Source organism: Pseudoalteromonas sp. SG43-6 (assembly GCF_014164365.1).
In the GTDB taxonomy this organism is placed as follows: domain Bacteria; phylum Pseudomonadota; class Gammaproteobacteria; order Enterobacterales; family Alteromonadaceae; genus Pseudoalteromonas; species Pseudoalteromonas rhizosphaerae.
In genome coordinates, this window is sequence record NZ_JACJEZ010000050.1 from 1 (window position 1) to 21,220 (window position 21,220).

Annotated in this window: 23 protein-coding genes; 12 read left to right on the forward strand and 11 right to left on the reverse strand. The window is 39.8% G+C overall.

The genetic code is table 11. The features are described from left to right. Window positions 1–566 (forward strand): IS630 family transposase (locus H5201_RS17970; RefSeq protein WP_182785161.1); only part of this gene is annotated, 566 nt, incomplete at its 5' end. A 179-nt stretch (window positions 567–745) separates the two neighbouring features. On the opposite strand, the gene H5201_RS17975 is transcribed toward H5201_RS17970, so the two are convergent. Continuing rightward, on the reverse strand, window positions 746–2,098 hold the full coding sequence (locus tag H5201_RS17975) for a hypothetical protein (RefSeq protein ID WP_182785162.1): 1,353 nt from the start codon (window positions 2,096–2,098) through the stop codon (window positions 746–748). Between the two features lie 61 nt (window positions 2,099–2,159). Then, window positions 2,160–2,528 carry a hypothetical protein gene (locus tag H5201_RS17980; RefSeq protein ID WP_259399717.1) on the reverse strand — a complete coding sequence of 123 codons (369 nt, stop codon included), beginning with the start codon at window positions 2,526–2,528 and terminating at the stop codon, window positions 2,160–2,162. A 586-nt stretch (window positions 2,529–3,114) separates the two neighbouring features. Here H5201_RS17980 and H5201_RS17985 point away from each other — a divergent pair. From H5201_RS17985 to H5201_RS18020, 8 genes are all read left to right on the forward strand, one after another. Next, on the forward strand, window positions 3,115–4,047 hold the full coding sequence (locus H5201_RS17985) for a CHAD domain-containing protein (protein ID WP_145242697.1): 933 nt from the start codon (window positions 3,115–3,117) through the stop codon (window positions 4,045–4,047). Between the two features lie 38 nt (window positions 4,048–4,085). Next, window positions 4,086–4,985: a DUF350 domain-containing protein gene (locus H5201_RS17990; protein WP_145242699.1), complete on the forward strand. Its 900-nt coding sequence runs from the start codon at window positions 4,086–4,088 to the stop codon at window positions 4,983–4,985. A 3-nt stretch (window positions 4,986–4,988) separates the two neighbouring features. Then, on the forward strand, window positions 4,989–6,710 hold the full coding sequence (locus H5201_RS17995; RefSeq protein WP_182719303.1) for a polyamine aminopropyltransferase: 1,722 nt from the start codon (window positions 4,989–4,991) through the stop codon (window positions 6,708–6,710). Between the two features lie 79 nt (window positions 6,711–6,789). Next, the gene (locus H5201_RS18000) at window positions 6,790–7,203 is read left to right on the forward strand and encodes a YjfI family protein (protein ID WP_145242701.1); all 414 of its coding nucleotides are present in this window, start codon (window positions 6,790–6,792) and stop codon (window positions 7,201–7,203) included. 30 nt (window positions 7,204–7,233) lie between these two features. Beyond that, entirely contained in the window at window positions 7,234–7,926 is a 693-nt protein-coding gene (locus H5201_RS18005) for a PspA/IM30 family protein (protein WP_145242702.1), read from the forward strand. A 65-nt stretch (window positions 7,927–7,991) separates the two neighbouring features. Continuing rightward, window positions 7,992–8,630, forward strand: a complete 639-nt coding sequence (locus H5201_RS18010) for a hypothetical protein (RefSeq protein ID WP_182719304.1) — start codon at window positions 7,992–7,994, stop codon at window positions 8,628–8,630. Then, a complete protein-coding gene (locus tag H5201_RS18015; protein WP_145242704.1) occupies window positions 8,627–8,944 on the forward strand; it encodes a hypothetical protein in 318 nt (105 codons plus the stop codon). Before H5201_RS18010 ends, H5201_RS18015 begins: the two co-directional genes overlap by 4 nt. 63 nt (window positions 8,945–9,007) lie before the next feature. Continuing rightward, window positions 9,008–9,193, forward strand: a complete 186-nt coding sequence (locus H5201_RS18020) for a hypothetical protein (protein ID WP_145242705.1) — start codon at window positions 9,008–9,010, stop codon at window positions 9,191–9,193. Between the two features lie 19 nt (window positions 9,194–9,212). On the opposite strand, the gene H5201_RS18025 is transcribed toward H5201_RS18020, so the two are convergent. The 5 genes from H5201_RS18025 to H5201_RS18045 form a co-directional block, all read right to left on the reverse strand. Further along, a complete protein-coding gene (locus H5201_RS18025) occupies window positions 9,213–9,611 on the reverse strand; it encodes a hypothetical protein (protein ID WP_182719305.1) in 399 nt (132 codons plus the stop codon). 11 nt (window positions 9,612–9,622) lie between these two features. Then, window positions 9,623–10,099: a hypothetical protein gene (locus H5201_RS18030; RefSeq protein ID WP_182719306.1), complete on the reverse strand. Its 477-nt coding sequence runs from the start codon at window positions 10,097–10,099 to the stop codon at window positions 9,623–9,625. A 117-nt stretch (window positions 10,100–10,216) separates the two neighbouring features. Then, window positions 10,217–11,593, reverse strand: a complete 1,377-nt coding sequence (locus H5201_RS18035) for a lyase family protein (protein WP_182719307.1) — start codon at window positions 11,591–11,593, stop codon at window positions 10,217–10,219. 8 nt (window positions 11,594–11,601) lie between these two features. Continuing rightward, a complete protein-coding gene (locus H5201_RS18040; protein WP_257325145.1) occupies window positions 11,602–11,967 on the reverse strand; it encodes a hypothetical protein in 366 nt (121 codons plus the stop codon). Window positions 11,968–12,065: 98 nt separating this feature from the next. Beyond that, window positions 12,066–12,245 carry a hypothetical protein gene (locus H5201_RS18045; protein WP_145242712.1) on the reverse strand — a complete coding sequence of 60 codons (180 nt, stop codon included), beginning with the start codon at window positions 12,243–12,245 and terminating at the stop codon, window positions 12,066–12,068. 198 nt (window positions 12,246–12,443) lie between these two features. On the opposite strand from H5201_RS18045, the gene H5201_RS18050 reads away from it, so the two are divergent. Further along, window positions 12,444–13,034, forward strand: coding sequence for a DUF938 domain-containing protein (locus tag H5201_RS18050; RefSeq protein ID WP_182785163.1), 591 nt, complete (start codon window positions 12,444–12,446; stop codon window positions 13,032–13,034). Here the strand turns inward: H5201_RS18050 and H5201_RS18055 are convergent. From H5201_RS18055 to H5201_RS18070, 4 genes are all read right to left on the reverse strand, one after another. Next, window positions 13,031–14,173, reverse strand: coding sequence for a GNAT family N-acetyltransferase (locus tag H5201_RS18055; protein WP_182762168.1), 1,143 nt, complete (start codon window positions 14,171–14,173; stop codon window positions 13,031–13,033). The genes H5201_RS18050 and H5201_RS18055 overlap by 4 nt on opposite strands. Beyond that, window positions 14,173–15,537: a carboxylesterase gene (locus tag H5201_RS18060; RefSeq protein ID WP_182762170.1), complete on the reverse strand. Its 1,365-nt coding sequence runs from the start codon at window positions 15,535–15,537 to the stop codon at window positions 14,173–14,175. Before H5201_RS18060 ends, H5201_RS18055 begins: the two co-directional genes overlap by 1 nt. Continuing rightward, window positions 15,527–18,253 (reverse strand): CHASE domain-containing protein, encoded by a 2,727-nt coding sequence (locus tag H5201_RS18065; RefSeq protein ID WP_182785164.1) that lies wholly within the window; start codon window positions 18,251–18,253, stop codon window positions 15,527–15,529. Before H5201_RS18065 ends, H5201_RS18060 begins: the two co-directional genes overlap by 11 nt. Window positions 18,254–18,326: 73 nt before the next feature. Continuing rightward, on the reverse strand, window positions 18,327–18,785 hold the full coding sequence (locus H5201_RS18070; protein WP_182785165.1) for an Lrp/AsnC family transcriptional regulator: 459 nt from the start codon (window positions 18,783–18,785) through the stop codon (window positions 18,327–18,329). Between the two features lie 143 nt (window positions 18,786–18,928). On the opposite strand from H5201_RS18070, the gene H5201_RS18075 reads away from it, so the two are divergent. Further along, window positions 18,929–20,101 (forward strand): monodechloroaminopyrrolnitrin synthase PrnB family protein, encoded by a 1,173-nt coding sequence (locus H5201_RS18075; RefSeq protein WP_149983347.1) that lies wholly within the window; start codon window positions 18,929–18,931, stop codon window positions 20,099–20,101. A 1-nt stretch (window position 20,102) separates the two neighbouring features. Then, window positions 20,103–21,218, forward strand: a complete 1,116-nt coding sequence (locus H5201_RS18080; protein WP_182719313.1) for an aminotransferase class V-fold PLP-dependent enzyme — start codon at window positions 20,103–20,105, stop codon at window positions 21,216–21,218. Window positions 21,219–21,220 lie beyond the last annotated feature (2 nt).

Sequence of the window (21,220 nt, forward strand, 5' to 3'; positions counted from 1 at the left end):
TCCAAGTGGAAACGATCCTTCACACCCCAGGACATCTCCCTTTAGAGCGCATTGATGTTTGGTTTCAAGATGAAGCACGGTTTGGACAACAGAATCAAACAACACGCTTATGGGCTGAAACAGGCTCGAGGCCTCGCGCAACAAAACAACAGCAGTTTGAGTATGGATACTTATTTGGTGCAGTCTGCCCAAGTAATGGTAAAACAGAAGCGCTGATCAGCCCTATCGTCAATAAAGAGGTCATGACGCAACACATGGAATTAATATCAAAAGCCACGGAGGCAGGACGTCATGCGGTCGTGATCGTTGATGGCGCTGGTTGGCATACTATTGATACGGTACAACCATTCAATAATGTCACACTAATAAAACTTCCGCCTTACTCCCCGGAGTTAAATCCAATAGAGCAAGTATGGAGTTGGATTCGGCAACACTGTCTATCAAACCGTGTATTTAGTGGTTATGAAGAAATAGTCGAACAGGTATTGCAAGCGTGGAATAAATTCATCTCAGTGCCTGATACGGTTAAAAGCATATGCTCTAGAGACTGGATAAAATTGACTTAATCTTTATGCAGATTGGTATAAGGAGGCAAGGTATCACAGAGACATTTTTAATGCCTTCATCAACATTGCCCATGTGCCAGCTTGCGTGATCAACTATGACCACAGCGTGCTCTCCATAGCGCGTCGCATCCGAAATGTGTTTGGTATTAGCCTAGAAGGTTGTTAAAATAAATTCGACTTCAATCAGCAAGCCATTGAAATAGAGTGTTATTTTCGGTTGTATTGTTCACTCTGAGTTCTAACAGGGAGCTTATTGAGTTAGATTTAAGATCTAATATTGGATTGCCTTTATTTTCCTCCAAAGTAACATTGTTTTTAAGACCTTTTTCGGTTACTTCACAGGTGCCATTTTTACAAATAACATCAGGTTTTGGTCTGAGGAGCTGCTTATCTGAAGTAATAATAACATACCGATCATCAACCTTAGAAGAATCTTCAAAAGCCTTAAATTTTTCAGCCGAAAAGCTTGGCACTATTCCCGCTTTTATTTCTATCATATGTTGTAGAAATTGGTAACTACCCCTATGAGACAATGCACTTAAACCTGGTTCAGTCATAAACGAAATGAAACCCTCATCTATATCAGATGAAGATAATTTTTTCTGACTATCAAGAATATTATTTATCGTAGCTTGATCTTTATCCGTAAAGCTGACCGCAAGCTGGTATCCTTCACCGTTGAAGTGTCCATTATTAAAATTATTAAGTATCTTCCCATCGTCATGCATTCTGTAACCACCAAGATCACTGGCAAACTGACGGATATACTTAAAATCTATATTATTATTATCAGCATATTCATAGATATCAGCTAATAACTCTCTATCTCCTTGTGTCAAAAATTCATAAGAACTTCGCATTAAGTTAGATAAGGACATCCCATCAGCGCCGCTTAAAATTTCTGATTCAGTACCACCAAAAATATCCGTCACCATAGCTTCATAATAATGCTCAGACCGGCTTATATTTTTGCTTTTTTCTAAATCCCGTTCATCTAAAATAGACTCGAACTGTGATGTTACTTGCGAGCTATATTCATCGGAAACCATCGCTTTACTAAAAGAAGAAAAAGAGTTCAGATGAGATAATAGTAATTCTTCAAATGATGCTAGTGCGGTAACGTTACTTTCGTATTTAAGGCTGTCTCGTTTTAGGTTTGATAGGTTTTGCTGATCAAGTGTGTGCCATCTTTCATATGCAGCTACCCTCTCTGAGCTGCTAAATGTATTACTTGTGTCTAATGCTATCGTCTCAAGTTTTGATTTGGATAAATGTTCAAATTCCCATTTTGCTGTGGCAACCTCATCACTATTTATTTTTGCATTTGAAGAGAGTATTTCCTTATGTAGAGATAAATTTTGCTGACTTAATTTAGAAATATCAATAGAGCTTTTGGCCTTACTTAATTTCGACGATAATGAAGAAACCGATGCATGTATTTCTATATCCTTACTTTTTTTGGGGTCAGATTGTGGCTGAGGAAAAGCTTTTCTCGCATTTAACAAACTTCTCTTGATATCAGGTATATCCATACTATTGACCCTCTAAACGAAAATAGACTCCTTTGATTAAATTTGGAGTCTAAGGTGTTAATTAGTTAGTTGTGTAGTTAAAAGTTATACTTTCTATTCTATTTGGTGTTGAATAATGGAAAGTACCAGTTGCTTCAACTCTATGAACAATTGATACTTGAATACCTGGTTTGAAGCTCTCACCATTAAATACTGTTACCTCTCCAGTAGAGTTTGGCACAATTGGTTCGCACTTAACGGGATTGTTGTTATATGCTCGATAAAAGCACAATTCAACAATCTCGCCAAAAGAATCTGGGTAATTTGAAGATGTGTAATTAATCCCAGTAATTTTACCTGTTTTACTCTCAAGTGGAATATCTCTTAAATCGCCATGTAATATAGAAAATAGAGATGATGACAGACCACCGGCAGAGCTTAATACTAGCATCCTGCTTGGTTGCTTCTCTTTAGTTATACTGAAATCAGCGGCGAATGCTTGAGTGCTTTAAACTAGTGAAGACATTAGAAAAGCGGTAATAGACATTTTCTTCATTAAAAATTCTTTATTATATAATTGGAGAATTTTTCATTCTCTGCTTTGTACCTTTTTTACATTATTTTAATGAGGCAACATTGTCAATGTAATAAGAACAAATTATTCAATCTGGTTAGCTAGGCCATACTATGTAATGGATATTTGTACGTTTAAGTATCCATTATTAAATGAGCACTTTTTTAAATTCAAATGAGAGGGCACCCAACTAAATTACAAAAACTATTACTAGGTTTACTCGCTGATCTTATGCTTATAAAGCAGAAGAGCTGAGCGCTTCATGTTTGTGTGGGAGTTTGTCGACTATGAATGGGGATCCCGTGTCGAGACTGTAGCTGTCATCTAGCTAATTAAAAGTTGAGTGCAGTAAAGCATAGCCTTTGACCTTTAGAAAATATTATCTTGTTGCAATTTCCTCCTTGGTTTACTTTCTGAGCTGTGTAAAACTAGCTGGGTTAATTTAGTAAATCAGGTGACATGAATGTCGAATATAAAAGCTTGGAAACTTATCAGTTTATTTTGTTTGGTAAGCTTACTTATGGGCTGTCAATCGAAAGAAGAGCAGTTACAAGAAACAATTAAACAATCTATAGCTAAAGCTGAAGTTGAGTTAGCAGGACTTGGTAGTGCCTTAGATAACGGCTCAATTCGTAATGCCGCTTTATTAAGCGAATATGGCCGTATACTTAGCAATGAAAAGCCAGAGCTAGCTAAAATTGCTGGCGTGCTCGTGCAAGATGCAACTCGAAAAGGCCCGCTTTACTCAGGTTTGCAACAACGCTTAGCTGATATCAAAAGTACTTACCTTATTCCTCCTTACGATGAAACACTGCAAAATATTGATTTGTTGCGAGATGCTGCAAAGCCCGCTTTATTTTCGGATGCTTTGACCGATCCTATTAATATGCTTGCTGATATGTCGGGTGGCTCGCTTGCGCGTGTCGGTGCAATCAGTCAGCAGGCTGAAGGGGTTGGTGAAGGCAACCAGTTAGTCGGCAATCCTAATTATGGTAATTGGCAAACTAACAGTAGCGGTATCAGCTTTTGGCAGTGGTATGGCATGTACCGCATTTTAGGTGATGTATTTGATCGTGTTGAATATGGTAGTTGGAGCAAGCGCCGAAAGTATAGTTATTATAATGATTATGGTCGTGCGCGTTATTCTAGCCCTAAGCAAATTAAAGCACAAACCGCCGTTGAAACACGTACTAAGCAATCGTATCAACGCCAAGGTAAGCAATTCACAAGCCCTTATGCATCTAAAAAAACCGGGGCTTCTGGGTTAAGTCGTAGCAGTTATACACCACCAAAAAGTCGCAGTAGTTACTCCAAAACCAGTAGCTATAGTAAAGACTCGGGATCGGTCAGAAACAGCAATAATAGAACCTCTCGCGGTGTCAGTCGCGGTAAGTAAACGGCTATTTAAAGATTTAGTGTTGGAGTTTAAAGAATATGTACGAATTTAATGGAATAACTATGTGGTCACTACAAGCAATCGCGATTGATTTTGCGATTATTATTGCACTGTTTGTGAGCCTTAAATATATCAAAGGTTGGGTATCTAACTTACATGCCAATGATGAGATCACTGAGCGTGATAATTTTGCGTTTGGTATTAGCTTTGCTGCTGGCTTAGTTGCTTTAGCAATTGTGCTGACGGGTGTAAGCAGTGGTGCATTTGCAGTGAGCTTACAGCAAGAAGCATTGCAAATGGCAGCTTATGGTTTGTTAGCTATTGTGCTAATAAAGCTTGGGCACTTTTTTCAAGATAAAGTGGCACTGCGCAAGGTCAGCTTACATGATGAAATAGTGAAGGGTAATGTAACTGCCGCGGTGATTGATTTTGGTCATGTTGTGAGTGTGGCAATCGTGATTCGCTCAGCGCTATTTTGGGTGGCAACAGAAGGTTGGCATGGTTTACCAATCGTTATAGCAGCGTTTATTATTGGTAGCATTGCGTTATTGCTCGTGAGCCAGTATCGCGTACAACTATTTAAGCGTACTAACCGAAGTGGAGATTGCCTACAACAAGCAATTGTTGACGGTAACTTGGCTGTTGGTATTCGCTATGCTGGCTTTTTAATCGGTAGCGCGCTTGCGCTTACTGCGGCTTCAGGTATCGCGCCTTATGCTGCAGATAGCATTAACACCAGCTTGATTTTCTGGGCGATTAGCGCTTTGGTTAGTTTAATTGCATTTATCGTACTGCATTTAATTACGATTAAAATTATCCTTTCAGGTTGCGATATATCAGACGAAGTGAACCGTCAAAAAAATGTGGGTGTAGCAACTATTTCAGCGGCAATCTCGTTTGCTGTGGGTATTACCATGGCAACTCTATTAGGCGCGTAAAACTTGTCACATTCTAAGCAAAGCCCAAGTAAGTACTCCTTACTTGGGCATGATTTTTTATTAATTACTGTTATGGCCATACTCGCTGGGTGTGGCCTTATTTATGAATATCTGCTATCTCATTATGCCGGACGAGTTTTAGGCTCTGTAGAGAGCGCTATTTATGCGATGATAGGCACTATGATCGTAGCTATGGGTATAGGGGCTTTTTTAGCGCGTTGGTTTAAGGATGCCTTTACCGCCTTTGCTTGGCTTGAAAGTCTTATTGCACTTGTTGGTATGGGTTGTATCTTAGCTATAGCCAGCGTTATTGCTGTTAGTTATTCTTTACCGCATATTTTTTCTGACATTTTTAATCTACCAGCTGATGTAATTCTTAACGGCTATATATTTCAAAAACTCCAAGAGTGGTCACGATTCCTTCCTTATGTATTTGGCTTATTGTTAGGTCTATTAATCGGTATGGAAATTCCACTTATCGCTCGCATACGTCAGCATGTTTATGGTCGTTTCTTAGAAAATAATGCTGGCACGATCTACGGTGCCGACTATATAGGTGCAGGTATTGGAGCGGCTATTTGGGTTAGCATTATGTTGGCTATGCCAATCATGCAGGCTGCAGCATGGACTGCGCTATTTAATATTATCGCAGGTTTGGCATTCTTATGGCGTTATCATAGCTATGTCCGTTACGCCAAACTATTACTGGTATGTCATATCGCTTTACTGGTGTTATTTGGTTTTATTTTAATGCTTGGTAGTAGCTGGATGAAAGATTTAAGTAATGTGCTTTATAAGGATAAAGTTATTTATTCTGAAGCGACGAAGTATCAGCATCTAGTGTTAACCGAGCGATTGAGCCGCAATCAACCCGATCCAATTACCGATCTTTACTTAAACGGCCGCTTACAGTTTTCTAGCATCGATGAACAAATTTATCATTCAATGTTAGTGTATCCGCCATTATTAGCCTCGAACCGTCACGATAATGTATTGATTATAGGCGGTGGTGATGGGTTAGCACTAAGAGACGTATTGAAGTGGCCTGTTAAAGAAGTCACCTTAATTGATTTAGATGCCCAGTTACTTAGTTTATTTGGTCATGATGACGATGAATTTAATCCTCCGGCAGCTATTCATGAGCGCTTAACTAAACTTAATAAGCACTCAATGGCTGATCCTCGATCGCATATTAAAGTGGGTGATGCTTTTCTTGAAGTAGAGCGGTTACTTGATGAAGGTAAGCGTTTTGATACCATCATTATTGACTTACCTGATCCGAATCATCCCGATTTAAATAAAATGTACAGTGACTATTTTTATAATCATATCCGTCAATTACTAGCCGCAGATGGTGCAATGGCTGTGCAGTCAACTTCGCCTTATCATGCTAAAAAAGCATTTTTAAGTATTGGTAAAACAGTCAAAGCGGCAGGTTTTAAGCATGTTGAGCAATACCAGCAAAATATTCCATCATTTGGACAATGGGGATGGACGATTGCAACCACCACAGGTCAATCTGCAAGTGCGAGAATTAGCGATATAACAAGCTTACCAGTTGCTTCTAGATGGATCAGTAAAAAATATTTATTGGCAGCATTCGTATTCCCCAATCATTATTTTGAACAAATAAATGATATTGAAGTCAATCAATTAGGCTCAGGTACTTTATATGATTATTATCGTAGTGCATGGCAGATAGAAAGTGAATTGTATAAAAATTAATAAATCATGGTTGACATAATATGTCGACCATGCGAATCTTAACTCAGACATAATATGTCAAATGACAAAAGGCAGAGACATGGAATTAAATGAACTTTCAATAAAACTAGCATCTTTTGAAACTGAAGGCGCTAACTTTGAGTCTTTCTTGATTGCCAATCCAGGCGAGCAAGATGTGTTGCAAGTCATAGTAGATGGCAATGATGAGCTTCCTATTTTTGTTACTCAGACACAAGAGCAGCTGTTATGTATTAGCTATTTGTTCGCTGATGAGGAAGTGAAGCCTGAACTACGTGATGAGTTGAATGAAACCTTATTACGTTTGAATGTACCAATCCCGCTGAGTGCATTTGCGAAGATTGATGATAAATATGCGATCTTTGGTGCTTTGTCGGTTAATTCATCGTTTGATGATATTACCCATGAGCTAGTTACTTTAGCTGATAATGCCATCGATGCATTAGAAGCGGTAACCATTTATTTAAACGATTAACAGCTAGCTATTTTAAGTGGAGTTAAGATTATGAGTATTTTAAAAAAGTTATTTACAGCAGTACGTGGCGGCGCGCGTGAAGCGGGCGAAGCAATTGTTGACGCGAATGGTATTCGTATCTTTGAACAAGAAATTGCTGATGCGCAAAACGCGCTGCAGCGTGCTAAAAAAAGCCTAACTGAAGTGATGGCTAAAGAAATGCAAACGAAGCGTAAGATTAGCGCATTAGATGCCTCAATTGCTGAGCACGAAGCGTATGCAGGTCAAGCACTTGAAAAAGGTAATGAACCGTTAGCGCTAGAAATTGCTGAGAAAATTGGCGACTTTGAAGCTGAAAAAGCAGAGCATGATCAAGTGTTAGCTGGTTTTAGCAATCACATTGTAACGTTGAAGCAGCAAGTAAAAGATGCTGAAAAATCGATCAAAGAAAACCAACGTCAGCTTACTATGGTTAAAACCACTGAAAGCGTGCAACAAGCAACAATGGCAGTAAATAGCACACTTAATACTAATAGCTCGTCGATGACGAATGCACGCCAATCACTTGAGCGTATTAAGCAACGTCAACAAGATCGTAGTGACCAGCTTGGTGCTGCTAAAGTACTTGAAGCTGACACTAATGGCGATGATCTTAAAGCTAAAATGGCTGAAGCTGGAATTGGTGATAGCAATCCAAAAAGTGCAGATATCTTAGCGCGTATTAAAGCGAAGCAAAACGGCTAACGCGCAATTACGATTATTAAAAGGTAACTTATTATAAGTTACCTTTTTTGCTTATGAGGCAGTCTATGTTTAACTTCTTTAAGTCTAAAAAAGCCCCTGAACGCCAATTAAATCACCCTAGTGAACTTAAAAAAGGTGATATGTTCACAGTGATTGATTCGTTTGCTTACCCAAGTTGGCTAAAAGGGCAAACATTGCGCGTTACCGATGTGCAAACTTATCAATATCAGCACAGTGCAGATTATGAGCTAGTACTTGAAAGTGATGCTGGCAAGGTGGTTTTTTTGCAAATAGAGCGCAGCGATGGTGAAGAGTGGGCGAATTTTTCAATCAAAATCCAACGTGATGAAGTGGATGAAATCTTCACACTGGATGAGTTTGCGCGCATCTTTGACGAAGATGATTTAACCTACATAGAAGTGAAAAATACACCAGAGCGTTACATGCAGTTTTTAGCTAAAAGCTATCAACAAAGTGAATCACCATTTGTGTGTTATTTTCATAATAAAGATTATCGTAGCCAGCCATTACCACGCTATGAGCAAGAAGGTGGCGAACCATGCGAAATGATTTGCCTTGAGTCGAGCGATGGGAGCCATGGTTTAAACATTGAGATTTGGGATGGTGGAGAAACTGAAGTATCACTCACTTTAACCCGACCAATCACAGACATTGTTGATCTGTTCCCTGGAGATGCGCAGTGAGTAATGCAAAAGATAAATGGTTACGTCAGGAGCAGGCTGTAAGAGCCACGCAAATGGCGTTTGATCTTAGCAGTGAAGTGCAAAAATCGATAAAAAAGCAAGCCATTGATCAAGAGCTAACGCCATCCGATATGATCCGCAAAATTTTATCACTTGAGGTTAAATCAAAAAAAACGCGTCAACGTTTATCATTTAACCTTAATGATGAAGAAATAGCATTACTTGCTGAACGCTTTGGCGTTGCCCCAGATGATAAGCGGGCAGTAAAACAGCAAGTTGCTGAGTTACTGATTGCTCGAACTAGTAAACGCTAGGTTTTGCCTTCTGATTATTAAGCCCTTACACTTAGGGCTTAAATTATCAAATAATGAGTTGTTGTGAATATTATTTTAATCGCCTATCTACTAATTTTTGCTTTGTTTGGCACGGCAGCGAGTTATTTCTTACGGTTTATTTATGCCTATTGGGTTAAAAAGCAGATGCCGATGCATTTTATTTTTAAAGCAGGGATTTGTATTGTGGCGGTCGTGGTAATTTCCGCGCTGATCCCATTATTGGTATAGCGCGGTTGCAGCAGAGCGACTATTTTAGCTCAAACGACTGGCATTGCTGATCAATACATAATGCTTGCACAGGTAAAACCGGTAAACAATCATTTAAACCATTGGTTTTATTATCGGCAGTTTCTTGCTGAGTAATTTGATCCGCTAACTGTTCTGCATTTTCTTGTTGTGTGTGCAAGGTTGAGTACACTACATAGCGGCTTGGACCACCACAGGCGCGTTGGCCTACTTCAAGCACCTTACATTGAAAACTCGCGGTACAGCTATTATCTTGCACCAACTCAGCCAATGCGCTATTTAATTTAGATACATTTGCATTGCCGTTTGCTGGTGTTGAGTCAGAAGTGCTGACACAACCACTGAGGATCAGCAAACTGGCTGTTGTTACTAAAAATTTAGAATATGATGAACGACTCATATTGGTTTCCCTTAATAAACACTTGTCGCAGAGCTTTCTAGTTTAACACATTTATTTTCAATACACTGAGTCGCAGGGGCAGTCAGGTGCTGACAAATACTGATCATCTTGTTCTGTGCATTAAATTGGCTTTCAAGGCTGGTGATCTGCTGAGTTAACTTTTCAACGGCTTGCTCATTTGCCGTTTTATTAGAGTAAACAATATAGCTACTAGGGCCGCCGCACGCACGGCTACCAACCGGTAATACTTTACATTGAGAGCTGTTATCGCAGTTTAGATCTGCAATTTGTGTCTGTAATTGCTGGTGGACCTTTTTAATGTTATCTCTTGTTGCCGGAACTTCTGTTTGCGGATTTAACTTAGTCGCTTGATTATTTTTAACTAGCGCTGCAGGAGCCGGGCTAAGTTGGTTGTTATTCGGGGTCGCAGCATCAGAACAAGCCGATAAACATAACGGCAGTAGAAGCGCGATAATAAATAAGCGCATGATAAACCTTCATAGTGGTGAACAAGTAACCACCATCATACACTTTGCAGATAACACAGCAATAAAAACTATGGCATTCAAAGGTTAAACCCGACGCTAAGGACGGGTTTAATATTTTTATAGCCCGCCTTGGGTTAATTTTGCGGGATTGAGTAAAGCTTCCAGCTCACTACGTGATAGGTCAGTTTCTTGCTCAGCAACATCAAGAATTGGACGGCCATCTTGATATGCTTGTTTGGCAATTTTAGCTGCTTTAGCATAACCAATGACTGGATTAAGCGCGGTCACTAATATGGGGTTTTTGGCGAGTGCTTTGTCGATATTGGTGTGTTTCACTTTAAAGGATCGAATTGCTTTATCAGCTAATGCTTGACTACTATTTGCCAGTAACTCAATACTTTGCAAAATATTGTAAGCTATTACAGGTAACATTACATTGAGTTCGAAGTTACCTGATTGACCTGCAACAGTAATAGTTGCGTCATTACCAATCACTTGTGCACTAACCATGGCTGCCGCTTCAGGGATCACAGGATTTACTTTACCGGGCATAATTGATGAACCGGGTTGTAAAGCTTCTAGTTCGATTTCACCAAGGCCAGCTAGTGGACCTGAATTCATCCAACGTAGGTCGTTTGCTATCTTCATTTGTGCAACAGCGAGCACTTTTAGCTGCCCTGATAAAGCGACAATGGTGTCTTGCGAACCTATGTTATAAAAAAAGTTCTTGCTTGGCACAAAGCGTACACCGACGTTGGCACTGAGATTTTTACAAAATTGCTCAGCAAACAGGGGATCGGCATTTATACCAGTACCAACGGCTGTGCCTCCTTGCGCTAAAGCAGATACCCCTTCAAGGCTATAGCGGATCCCTGCCATTGCACTATCAACTTGGTGTTGCCAAGACCCTAGAGTTTGCGCAAATGTCACTGGCATAGCATCCATCAAATGAGTTCGACCCGTTTTTACGATTTCACCTATTTCTGACTTTTTGCGCTCCAACGTTTGGGATAGCTGATCCAGCGCCGGAAATAGTTCATACACCACGTTAATTACACTGCTTACAGCAATAGTGGTAGGGATCACGTCGTTAGAGCTTTGCCCCATGTTTACGTCGTCGTTGGGATGGATAACCTCATCACCATAACGACTTGCTAAAGTTGCAATCACCTCATTAGCATTCATATTAGTGCTAGTACCTGACCCTGTTTGAAATATATCAATAGGGAAGTGTTCTAAATGTTCGCCATCAATGATCTCTTGGCATGCGCGCTCGATTAACTGTGCTTTATTTTTACTGAGATGACCTAGCTCGTAGTTGCTTTGCGCTGCGGCCTGTTTGATATAAGCAAGAGCGGTAATAAACTGTTTTGGCATTACTAAATCGCTAATGCGAAAGTTATTTACAGCACGTTGAGTTTGCGCTTGATAAAGTGCATCTGTAGGGACTTGTAATTCGCCCATACTATCTGATTCGGTTCTAAATTCGCTCATGAAAACTCCTAGAAAGGGTTAAATTCGTGACTGAGGATACGGGCTTCACGCTCTAGTATCAGGTATTTCTTGATACTATTATGACTTCTATAAAAGCGCTTTAATGCCAGTAACGGTTTATAAAGTTGCTCTAAACATTGTTTGCGAATTGCACAATGGACTAAAGAGTCGCACATTTTGTTGAGGATTTCATGGAAAGTGCGTCTTAGATAGAGTTCTTGCAGCAATAGACTGTGGTTTTTTTCGTAATGACGTGCAGCACTCAGGCCAGCTTCAATGTAATTTGCCACTAAAGCTGGCGCATGTAGCCCAGGTCGCGGGCAAATACATTTCATTTGCTGTTGATAATAAAGCATAGCGTGATGTTCATGCATAAGAAAAACCGATTAACTGTAATGGTAATTATTATCATTACAGTTAATCGGTTTCGGTGCAAGTCACAAATTGTAAATATTGGCGGAAGGTGAGTTTTTTAATTGTAGCCAAGAATAAATATTTGGTCTGTTTCATGTATTAACGCCTGATTTTGTTGATTTGTTTGCGATAGTAAATCAATTACAGTGGCACGTTCGTCACAGCCTATTTTATCTGTTACTGGTTTTTCACTTGCCGCAATTGCAGCGTCTAGGGCGGTATAAGGTGATATATACATAATCTTCTCCGTTTGGTTGATTCAATTAGATAAATGCATAACTCATACCATGCTCAATATTTTTTTTATTACTTTGAATTATATAGTTTTTATATAAAATTAATTATTTAATAGCGACATCTGTTGCAAGATTTGCTTTACTAATGGGCATACTTTACCAATCTTGGTGCATCTGTATTGAGATGCTTGGAAATATATATGACGAAACCTTTCTCGCAAGCGTGTGAAAATAATAAAAATCCAATATTAAGCGTCATCACAGCATATTTAGCACAAGTCGAGAGAGTGTTAGAGGTGGGATCTGGTACGGGGCAACACAGCGTGCACTTCGCTGCTAATTTGCCTCACTTACAATGGCATACCAGTGATCGCTTGGTTAATCATAATGGTATTAAACAGTGGCTTGATGAAGCAAAGCTAGGTAATTTGCACGCACCAGTAGAGTTAGATCTAAATCGCCCTTGGCCAATAAATACCGTTGATGCTATTTATACTGCTAATACGTTACACATCGTCAGCAAACCGTTAGTTGAGCAATTTTTTACTGGTGTTAATAAGCATTTAGCGTCAAAAGGTCTAGTGTGTATTTATGGCCCATTTAAATACAACGGCAACTTTACCAGTGAAAGTAATCAGCGTTTTGATGAATTTTTAAATCAGCAAGACAGCCAAAGTGGCATTCGTGATTTCGAATGGGTACAGCAATTAGCTGAGCAAGCAGGGTTAATGCTTGTTGATGATATTGCGATGCCTGCTAATAATCAGTTATTGATTTTTAAACGTCATTAGTTATCAATCTTAAAAGGTAATAATTCAGTGCATTGCTGATGATAGATGCGCATATGCTGACGCTCACGTTGTAAGTAATCTGCTATCGCAGGGCTAAAAGTAGCATCCATTACGGCATGTACGGAGTGAGTAAATACCGGTGCAAAACCTCGTGCTATTTTATGCTCGCCCTGCGCACCTGAGTGAAAACACTGAAGCTGATGTTTAATACAATATTCAATACCTTGGTAATAGCAAAGCTCAAAGTGCAGGCAATCAATTTCTGCTATAGCTCCCCAATAGCGCCCGTATAGTGTGTCATTATTTTTAAAGCTCAGTGTTGCAGCGACCACTTCGTGATCATGGATGGCATGCATGATCACCAGTTTATCGGCCATTAAGGCATGTAACAAAATAAAAAAGTCATGATTTAAATAACCCATGTGGCCAGAGCGTTTTAAATAAGTGCGTTGGTAAAATTCGCAAAACTGGCTCATCACAGCTTTAGTTATCTGTTCACCTTGCAGCCATTTAATACTAATATTTTGCTGGGTTATTTTATTACGTTCTTTTTTCAATACTTTACGTTTTCGTGCGGTTAACTGCGCTAAAAAATCGTCAAAAGTAGCGTAGTTTTGATTTTGCCATTGAAACTGCACGCCAATACGATGCATACCTTGATGTGGTGTGAGTTGAGAGACTTGCAGTTGCGAGCAAAAGTTAATGTGCCAGCCAGACCAACCTTGTTGCTCACATTGAGCTGTTAAAGTCTTTGTTATGTACTGATACACTTGTTCTGGGTGTGAGTGTGCAATCGCAAGGCGTTGACCTTCAATAGGGCTAAACGGTGAGCCAGATAACCACTTAGGGTAATATTCTAAACCATGTTGCTGGTAAGCTTCAGCCCATGCCCAGTCAAATACATATTCGCCATAAGAGTGACTTTTTAGATAGCCGGGTGCTAATGCCACCAAAGTATCATTTTGGTAAATGGCTAAATGTTGCGGTTGCCAACCAGACGCGGCTGATACGCATTGGCTTTGTTCTAATGCAAATAAAAATGCATGATCAGTAAATGGATTATCGGCAAAAAACTGCTGCCAAACAGCGGTATCTATTGCACTGATATTGGTTAACCAGCGGTGACTAAATATACTCATTATTGATTACCCTGCGAGCCTTCAACCTGCTTTATAAACTGTTTTATATAGAGTGCTTGTTCAGTAAAGTAAGGGTTGTAAGTCAGACGTTGAAAGGTTGGAAATGCTGCAATATTTTCTGCAGTACGCTCGCCAATATTAGGTTTTTCGGTCGTTTTACATTGCTTATACAAAGTATCATCATCGAGGTAACTGCCGCAATTGCGATAAGCGCCAGCAATACCGTAGTAAGGGTTATCAGGTGAGTTAACTACGGCAATATGAGAAATACCATGAATGTTTTTACAGATTGTATTTTTGCACTGTGGATTTAATACCCTATAGTCTTTTGGAAAACCACTGGTAATGGTTGTTTTATCACCGTAAAAAACCAAGGTATCTAAGCTATTTGCAGGGCGTATCTTTACATCATGTAAGGCGCTTAACAATAGCAGCGATGCACGGGTATCAATGGTGGTATCTATATCACTCATCACTGAAAAAATAGCTAAGTTTGGTAATTGACGCTCGATTAGTTCTGGTAACGCGATGGAGCGCATAGCATCATCGGCTGCGGTTGCTGCATTAAATGGAAACGACTCATATTTAGCAAAATCAATATCGGCGTCTTTATCTATCCAATTCACAAAGGGAATACGGTCAATCCACTTCGCCAGCCAACCATTTTTATTGTGTGGTTCAGTGGCGGGCGAAAATAGCATCAGTGCAGTTATTTTTGGGTCAACGGGCTCGACAGTTAAATAATTAAGTAATAGGGCTGCGCCTGTAGAGTAGCCACCTAAAATCACCTGATCAAAATCTTTTATAGTACGTTTAATTGCATAGTCTACAGCTTGCTGCCATTGTTTGGCATTAATACTGCTTAGTGCATTAGCTGCGGTGCCATGGCCTGGTAACAGCAAAGTACGTACGGTATAGCCTTGTTGAAAGTAAATTTGTGCCAAGTCATGATAGGTAAATGGAGAGTCGGTAAGGCCATGAATTAATAGAACTGCTTTGTGGTTGTTATTTTGGCGTAATTCAAATGGCGCTATAAGATCAACTATATTAGGGGGGCTAGTGCGTTGCTGTTGTTTAACTAAAAGCTGATAGGTATCAGTTAAAATAGGGCAAGGCATTGATGCGCGCGGGTTTGCCGCTAAAATATGTTGGTATGCAAAGCTTAAATAATCACTAAATGCTTGCTCACTATGATAGGAAAAATCCGTATTAGCATTGCTTTTTTCAAACCGTAATAGGCCCTGCTTTTTGCTGTTCATAATATAGTTTAAATCAGTTAACTGAGTAACGCAGTTGGTTTGGCTGATAGCAAGGCTAGAGGTTGTTATTAAAGTGAGAGTTAGTAATATTCCATTAAGGCTCATAAACATCTACATAATTGATTAGGCACTCGGTTAGCTTATCGAGTTCGAGGGGTTTTGCAAGATGCTGATTAAAACCAATTGCTAAGGCATTGGCTTTATCCTCAGGCATTACATCAGCGGTTAAGGCAATGACGGGTAATTGTTCAGTACTTTTAATTTGACGTATCAAGGCGGTGGCTTGGTAACCGTCCATAATGGGCATTTGGCAATCCATTAACACTAAATCGAAGTCATTTATTTTAACTTGCTCTACTGCTAATTCGCCATTTTCAACCAGTGTTGGAGTGATCCCCAAAGAGCTAAGCATTGCTTTTATTACTAATTGATTGACGCTGTTATCTTCTGCAACCAGTATCTTTAGTTTGCTTAAATCAACATGCTGTTGTGTGTGCTTTGCCGTTACTTGTTGCGCAGCACAGGTATTTAACTCGACAGACAGGGTAAATGTGGAGCCTTTACCTGGCTCGCTTTGTACGCTGATATCTCCAGACATTAGCAAACTAAGTTCTTTTGCGATTGTTAAGCCAAGCCCGGTGCCACCAAACTTGCGTGATGTGGAGTTATCAGCTTGGGTGAATGCATCAAATAATTTACTTTGCTCTGATGGCGCAATGCCGATGCCAGAGTCCTTAATAGCCAAAGTAATTTGCCTACGTTTATCGGTGATCTCCTTACAGTATGCGCTGACACTTACTTCACCTTCGCAGGTAAACTTGATGGCGTTACTACACAGGTTTAATAAAATTTGCTCAATTCGCATAACATCACCTTCAAACCAAATATCAGTTGGTAATTGGTTATCAACTTTCCAGTGAATGCCTTTTTGTTCAGCGCTTTGTTCGAACATACTGCTAATCCGGGCAAGAAGAGCATTTAAATCAAAAGGAGCGACTTCCAAGGTGAGCTTTTGTGATTCAATTTTAGAGATATCGAGTACATCATTGATTAAACTTAACAATGATTTAGAAGCTAAATTAATTTTATTTAGATAACCGATGAGAACTTCAGCGCTATCTTCACTTTTAGCTAAGGTTGAAAAACCGATCACCGCATTAAGCGGCGTACGAATTTCATGACTCATATTGGCTAAAAACCGGCTTTTAGCTTGATTCGCTAAATCAGATTGCTTTTTAGCTCTGACAAGCGAGCGAGTACGTTCCGCTACTAAGCGCGATAGAGCAATATGTTGATGATTGAATAACAGTAATACCAGTAAAATAAGTGAGCTTACAATGACCTGTAGAATAATTAAAAAGAGTGTCATGTGATTAGTTTGATGCGGTAGGAACTCATCTTTAATCGTTAAATCAACTAGCCATGTTTGCCCTGCAAAATTAATCGTGATGGTTGTAAGCTTATTGCTTTTGGTCGGCACATTTTCGGCGTTTGAATAAAACGGGTTGGTAGCATTGGCTTCATAAATAGCGATATTAAACATCTTATTTTGTGCTTGGGTAAGCGATTGAGCAAGTATGTTTTCCACTAAAAATACACCTGTTGCGTAGCCTTTAATTGAGGCAACTTCATTATTTTGTTGATACACCGGAGCAAATAATAAATAAGCGGGCTCAGGTTGTTGTGCTTGCACTAATTGAATTATTTTAGTGCCTACAGGGCGATTTTTGATGCGTGGGTCGAGTAAAGTCTCACGGCGATCTTTACGAGAATTGAGGTTAAAACCAGTAGCGGATTGATTTTCTGCAAAAGGGGCTATATAGGTAATAATCACTAATGGATCGTCGTTTGATAATGGCGCTCCTTTAATACTCGGATCAAAGTTATATGAATTATAAATTTCATCGAGCTGCTTGTTAAAATCACTGACCTGAGCTGGGGGAATTTTGCGATTCCATGAAAATGCTTTAATAAATGAATGCTCAGCCAGTAATTGGGCACTGTAGCTATCAAACTCTTGCTGACTTAAAGTTGGTGTTGATTGAATTTGGCTCGCAAGGCTTTGTACGGTTATTTGGCTAAGATTTAAATTGCGCAGTAAACTGTTTTCAATGATAGATGTTTCACGCTTGGCAATTTGTATCGCATTTGAATAAGTCTCTTGGTTGTATAGTTTAGTGGTTAAGGCGACAGAGACGAATAATACCGAGCAGACTGCGATGGTTGGCAATGGGGTGACGTAGTGTCGTTTAAATTTAGGCTGTAGTAAGGCCAATAAAAAGGGGGTTGCGATCAGCACACCGAGTGAGTCACCTAACCACCAATAAGTAACATTTTTCCAGTGATTTTCAATGCTGTAGGCGGGATTAAATTGACTTAAAGCATAGACTCCAATATTGGCCGATATGAGGCTGACGACAATACCGACGATAAAAATAAAATAAATAATCGATTGGCGTTGTTTTAAATACAGCGGATGGCCTAGCCAGTACTTTAAAAGAGCAGCGCCAATCATGCCTTGTAGCACGGCGCCTAAGCCGATTAGCAGTACTTGTTCTAGCGTATTGCCAATTAAAACCTGATCAGTGATCGGGTTATCACCGGTACTTAAATTAAAGGCGACAGAGGCAATAAATAATGCCGGCATAAAACGCCACCACCAGATAAAACAGCCAACTAAGGCAATACCAGCAGGGAGCCAAATAGGGATGACTTGTGATTGAAAGGCAAAATTAGTTAATAACTTACCAGTTGCAAAATAAGCAACAGCAAACGATATGTAAAAAACAAAAGAACTGGATGTTGAACGAAAAATCTTCACATGCATCCTTGTTAAATATTATTTTTATAATGATATTTCAGTATAGCGAATCGGCACTAAATAGTATTATTTTTTAAAGTGGTAGCTGCCTTTTGCTAAATGTTTGCTTTAAAACCACTGTAGACTCAATGTTAGCAATACAATCAATACTCCCAAGCTTATATTTAACAAAACTTTCGTAGCTTTCTAAATCGGTAGCAATAATCTTCAATAAGTAATCATAGCTTCCTGATATGACAGAGCACTCCAGTACATGATTCAGTTTTTCCACGTGTTCTTCAAACATATTTGCCGCACTGGCGGAATTGTGGCTCAACCGCACAAACGCATAGACCAGCACTTTTAACCCGAGTGCGCGTGGGTTTAAGGCTGCGTGATAGCCAGTGATCACCTTACTTGCTTCAAGTTTTTTTATACGCCTTAAGCAAGGGGTATCCGATAAGCTTACAGTTGTTGCAAGTTCTGATACAGAGGTACGCGCATTGCTTTGTAACAACGTTAGTAATTGTTGATCTTTTTTATCTAAACTCATAATTACGACAATAAATTGCATTTAATAGTGATTATAGAGTGAATATCACTAATTGTATGGATTTTTATTAGTGGTTTTGCTGATTTGTGCTCTATGTTATCTGTTAACATTAATGCAATAAACTTTGGTGTGGAGTAATATCTGTGAGTAATAATACCCAGGCATTTGATGAGTGGCTCAGAACCCGCTTTGTAGAAATTAATAGTCAACTAGAGGCTATCTATTGGCAACAAGAAGATAAAGCTAACGTAGAATTTGTCGGGGAGCAATTTAAGCATCAGTTAGAGGCTGAGGGTAATGCGCATATTCGTAAGTTACTAGCAGAAGGCAATACTGACGAAGGGTTTGATCGTGCGTTTGATTTACTTGGCAATGTAGGATTATTTATGGCGGCTTGTCGACGCCATGAGATCACTGAACCATCGCGCGAAACAACCTCGCCTTTAGTTGAGGCCTCGGCACTGGCCATGCATATTGGTGCATCAATTGGGGTTACTCCGCGCTTTGCAACGGCTCATTTAACCACCCATAATAAGGCGATTAATGGCCTTTATAAGCGCTTTACGGATCTGCCAGATGAAAAATTATTCATTGATTACAATACCAAAGGGATTTTAGCCTATAAGCGAGCAGCTGATGCATTATTAAAAATTCAGCCATTAGGTATTTCGCATCCGCTATGCGGTGATTTACTTAAAGTTGCCAAGCAGGCGTTAGTCGATGTGATTGAATCGAATACGGCTTTATATAATCAGTTAGACACCGAGCGATTCTTTTTCTGTGTACGTCCTTACTATAAGCCGTATCGGGTTGGCAAAGAGGTTTACCGTGGAGCCAATGCGGGAGATTTTGCCGGAATTAACGTTATAGATATGCTGTTAGGTTTATGCTTTGCCAACGAACCGAGTTATTCACAAATGCTGGTGGATAAATTTTTATATATGATGCCTGAAGATCAGCAAATTCTGCGAGAGTCTATGCGTATGCCAAGCATAATGGATGACTTTTTAGCGGCAGGAGATACCCGCCATAGCTCGTGGTTTAAAACCAATGCCAAGTTGTTTATACAAGTATGTAAGCTGCATGGCGATACTGCAATAGGTCATCATAATCAACTGGTTAGTAAGTTTATAGCTCAGCCAGCTCAACACATGCAACAGCAACATATGAATAAAGTGACTGCCAGCGGTCCGCCATTGCATGTGTTATTGGATTCTCTTGAACAATTAAGAGATCGTCGAGCTGCAGCAAAGCGTGATGATATAAGAACTCGTTATGATGATTTAGCACAATTAAAGCAATGGGTGAGTAATTAATATGTACAAAGATGACTTTAATCTTGCGGCAGGCTGTTACTTGCTAAATCACTCTGTTGGCCGTGCACTGAAAAGCAGCCAAGATGATTTTAACCAGCATTTTTTTGCTCCTTGGCAAGCGAGTAATAAAGAGCCATGGCAACAGTGGCTGCCAGCCATTGAGCGCTTTACTCAGGCGCTCAGTACATTGTTTAATTCACCGAGCAGGCAATTTTGCCCACAAGTAAATTTATCGAGCGCTTTAACAAAGTTAGTTATGTCGCATCCTCGCTTACAGCAAGCTAATTGTAAGGTGTTGATGGCGCAAAGTGACTTTCCTAGCATGGGGTTTGCAATGCAAAAAGCGCTGGCTAGTAGCGCTGAAATAAAGTTTATTCCTGAACACGTAGATTTAACTGATAGCGTGCAATGGCAACAATATATTCAAGCAGATATTGATTTAGTATTTATCAGTCACGCTTATTCAAATACTGGCCAGCAAGCGCCCGTAGCTGAAATTACGCAACTGTGTAAGCACGTAGGCTGTTTGAGTCTTGTTGATGTGGCGCAGTCAGCTGGTGTATTACCTCTAGATTTAAGCCAAGTTGATGCTGATTTTATGATTGGTTCCAGCGTTAAGTGGTTATGCTCAGGTCCAGGTGCGGCGTATTTATGGGTAAGCCAAGCGCAATTAAATGTGTGCGAACCACAAGATGTAGGGTGGTTTTCACATCAAAATCCATTTGAGTTTGATATTCATCACTTTGCTTATCATGATAGCGCATTGCGTTTTTGGGGCGGCACTCCATCGATTGCGCCATTTGTACTCGCAGGGCATAGCATTGGTTACTTTGCTAAATTAGGTGTTGCAACAGTGCGAGCGCACAACTTGGCGCTACTTGAACAATTAAGTGCAGAGTTTAGGCCATATTTGGTGTCACCAACAACGCCAGAAAAATGCAGCGGTACAGCTATTTTAAATTTTGGCGAGCAACAGCCGGCGGTATTAAGCGCACTGTCTCAGGCGAACATAAGTGTCGATGCGCGAGCATATGGGGTGCGAGTTTCACCGCATATTTATAACAACAGTAGTGATATAGCACAGCTAATAAAAGTGGTTAAACAAACCCTAAGCTAAAT

Bases quoted from the DNA above. Each gene is read 5' to 3' on its own strand.
- H5201_RS17985 (WP_145242697.1), top strand. From the start codon at position 3,115: ATGTCGAATATAAAAGCTTGGAAACTTATCAGTTTATTTTGTTTGGTA.
- H5201_RS18035 (WP_182719307.1), bottom strand. From the start codon at position 11,593: ATGAGCGAATTTAGAACCGAATCAGATAGTATGGGCGAATTACAAGTC.
- H5201_RS18000 (WP_145242701.1), top strand. From the start codon at position 6,790: ATGGAATTAAATGAACTTTCAATAAAACTAGCATCTTTTGAAACTGAA.
- H5201_RS18040 (WP_257325145.1), bottom strand. From the start codon at position 11,967: ATGCATGAACATCACGCTATGCTTTATTATCAACAGCAAATGAAATGT.
- H5201_RS18005 (WP_145242702.1), top strand. From the start codon at position 7,234: ATGAGTATTTTAAAAAAGTTATTTACAGCAGTACGTGGCGGCGCGCGT.
- H5201_RS18045 (WP_145242712.1), bottom strand. From the start codon at position 12,245: ATGTATATATCACCTTATACCGCCCTAGACGCTGCAATTGCGGCAAGT.
- H5201_RS17990 (WP_145242699.1), top strand. From the start codon at position 4,086: ATGTACGAATTTAATGGAATAACTATGTGGTCACTACAAGCAATCGCG.
- H5201_RS18025 (WP_182719305.1), bottom strand. From the start codon at position 9,611: ATGAGTCGTTCATCATATTCTAAATTTTTAGTAACAACAGCCAGTTTG.
- H5201_RS18010 (WP_182719304.1), top strand. From the start codon at position 7,992: ATGTTTAACTTCTTTAAGTCTAAAAAAGCCCCTGAACGCCAATTAAAT.
- H5201_RS17980 (WP_259399717.1), bottom strand. From the start codon at position 2,528: ATGCTAGTATTAAGCTCTGCCGGTGGTCTGTCATCATCTCTATTTTCT.
- H5201_RS18030 (WP_182719306.1), bottom strand. From the start codon at position 10,099: ATGCGCTTATTTATTATCGCGCTTCTACTGCCGTTATGTTTATCGGCT.
- H5201_RS18055 (WP_182762168.1), bottom strand. From the start codon at position 14,173: ATGAGTATATTTAGTCACCGCTGGTTAACCAATATCAGTGCAATAGAT.
- H5201_RS18060 (WP_182762170.1), bottom strand. From the start codon at position 15,537: ATGAGCCTTAATGGAATATTACTAACTCTCACTTTAATAACAACCTCT.
- H5201_RS18080 (WP_182719313.1), top strand. From the start codon at position 20,103: ATGTACAAAGATGACTTTAATCTTGCGGCAGGCTGTTACTTGCTAAAT.
- H5201_RS17975 (WP_182785162.1), bottom strand. From the start codon at position 2,098: ATGGATATACCTGATATCAAGAGAAGTTTGTTAAATGCGAGAAAAGCT.
- H5201_RS18070 (WP_182785165.1), bottom strand. From the start codon at position 18,785: ATGAGTTTAGATAAAAAAGATCAACAATTACTAACGTTGTTACAAAGC.
- H5201_RS18050 (WP_182785163.1), top strand. From the start codon at position 12,444: ATGACGAAACCTTTCTCGCAAGCGTGTGAAAATAATAAAAATCCAATA.